Consider the following 637-nt stretch of genomic DNA (forward strand, 5'->3'; position numbering starts at 1 on the left):
CGGGACCTTCTCGACGTCCAGTTCTTCGTGTCGATGTAGAACGCGCCGGCGGCCGTGAAGACCAGATGGTCCAGGTTCGCGCGGCTCCCCGGAACGGCCCGGTCGTGAAGTATCACGGCGTGGCCCCGGCGGACGAGCGGGGCCAGAAGCCGCGCCGTCCGAGCCTCGCCGGCGGCGCCCACCGCCCAGCTGTTGCGGGCCCGCCGGTACAACCGCCACACGCCCAGCCCGGCTACGACGAGCCCGGCGACCAAGCCGAGCTGCCAGGACCCCACAGCGGCCACAGCCCAGCCGGCCACCGCGGCGGCCGCCGTGAGGAGCGGCAGCACCACCTTGGCCCGCCGATGCTGCGCCGCCCGCTCGGCGGCCCGCGCAACGTCTGCCATCCGTCTTGCGCTCGCGCCTGCACCGCCCCGGTACCCGGCCGTTGCCATGCCACCCCCTGCCTCGTCAGGTCCTGCACCAGGACGGTAGCGGTCGGCAGTGACACCGTGCAGAAAAATCCGCGGACCGCGGACCGGAAAAACCCGCGCTGCCGCGTTCGGCAGGATTCAGGCACCGGACAGGGAAATGGCCAGTTCTCGCTGCACGAGAAAGGCTGGAGAGCATGTAACAGCTCTCACCGGTCCGGATCGGG

Annotated in this window: 1 protein-coding gene; it reads right to left on the minus strand. The window is 71.6% G+C overall.

Annotated elements, in window-relative coordinates; all coding sequences use genetic code 11:
- A partial coding sequence (locus IE178_RS35185; protein ID WP_318280431.1) for a nuclease-related domain-containing protein occupies positions 1-386 on the minus strand: 386 nt, incomplete at its 3' end.
- Positions 387-637 lie beyond the last annotated feature (251 nt).

Origin of the sequence: Streptomyces griseoloalbus (genome assembly GCA_014650015.1) — a bacterium.
In the GTDB taxonomy this organism is placed as follows: Bacteria; Actinomycetota; Actinomycetes; order Streptomycetales; family Streptomycetaceae; genus Streptomyces; species Streptomyces griseoloalbus.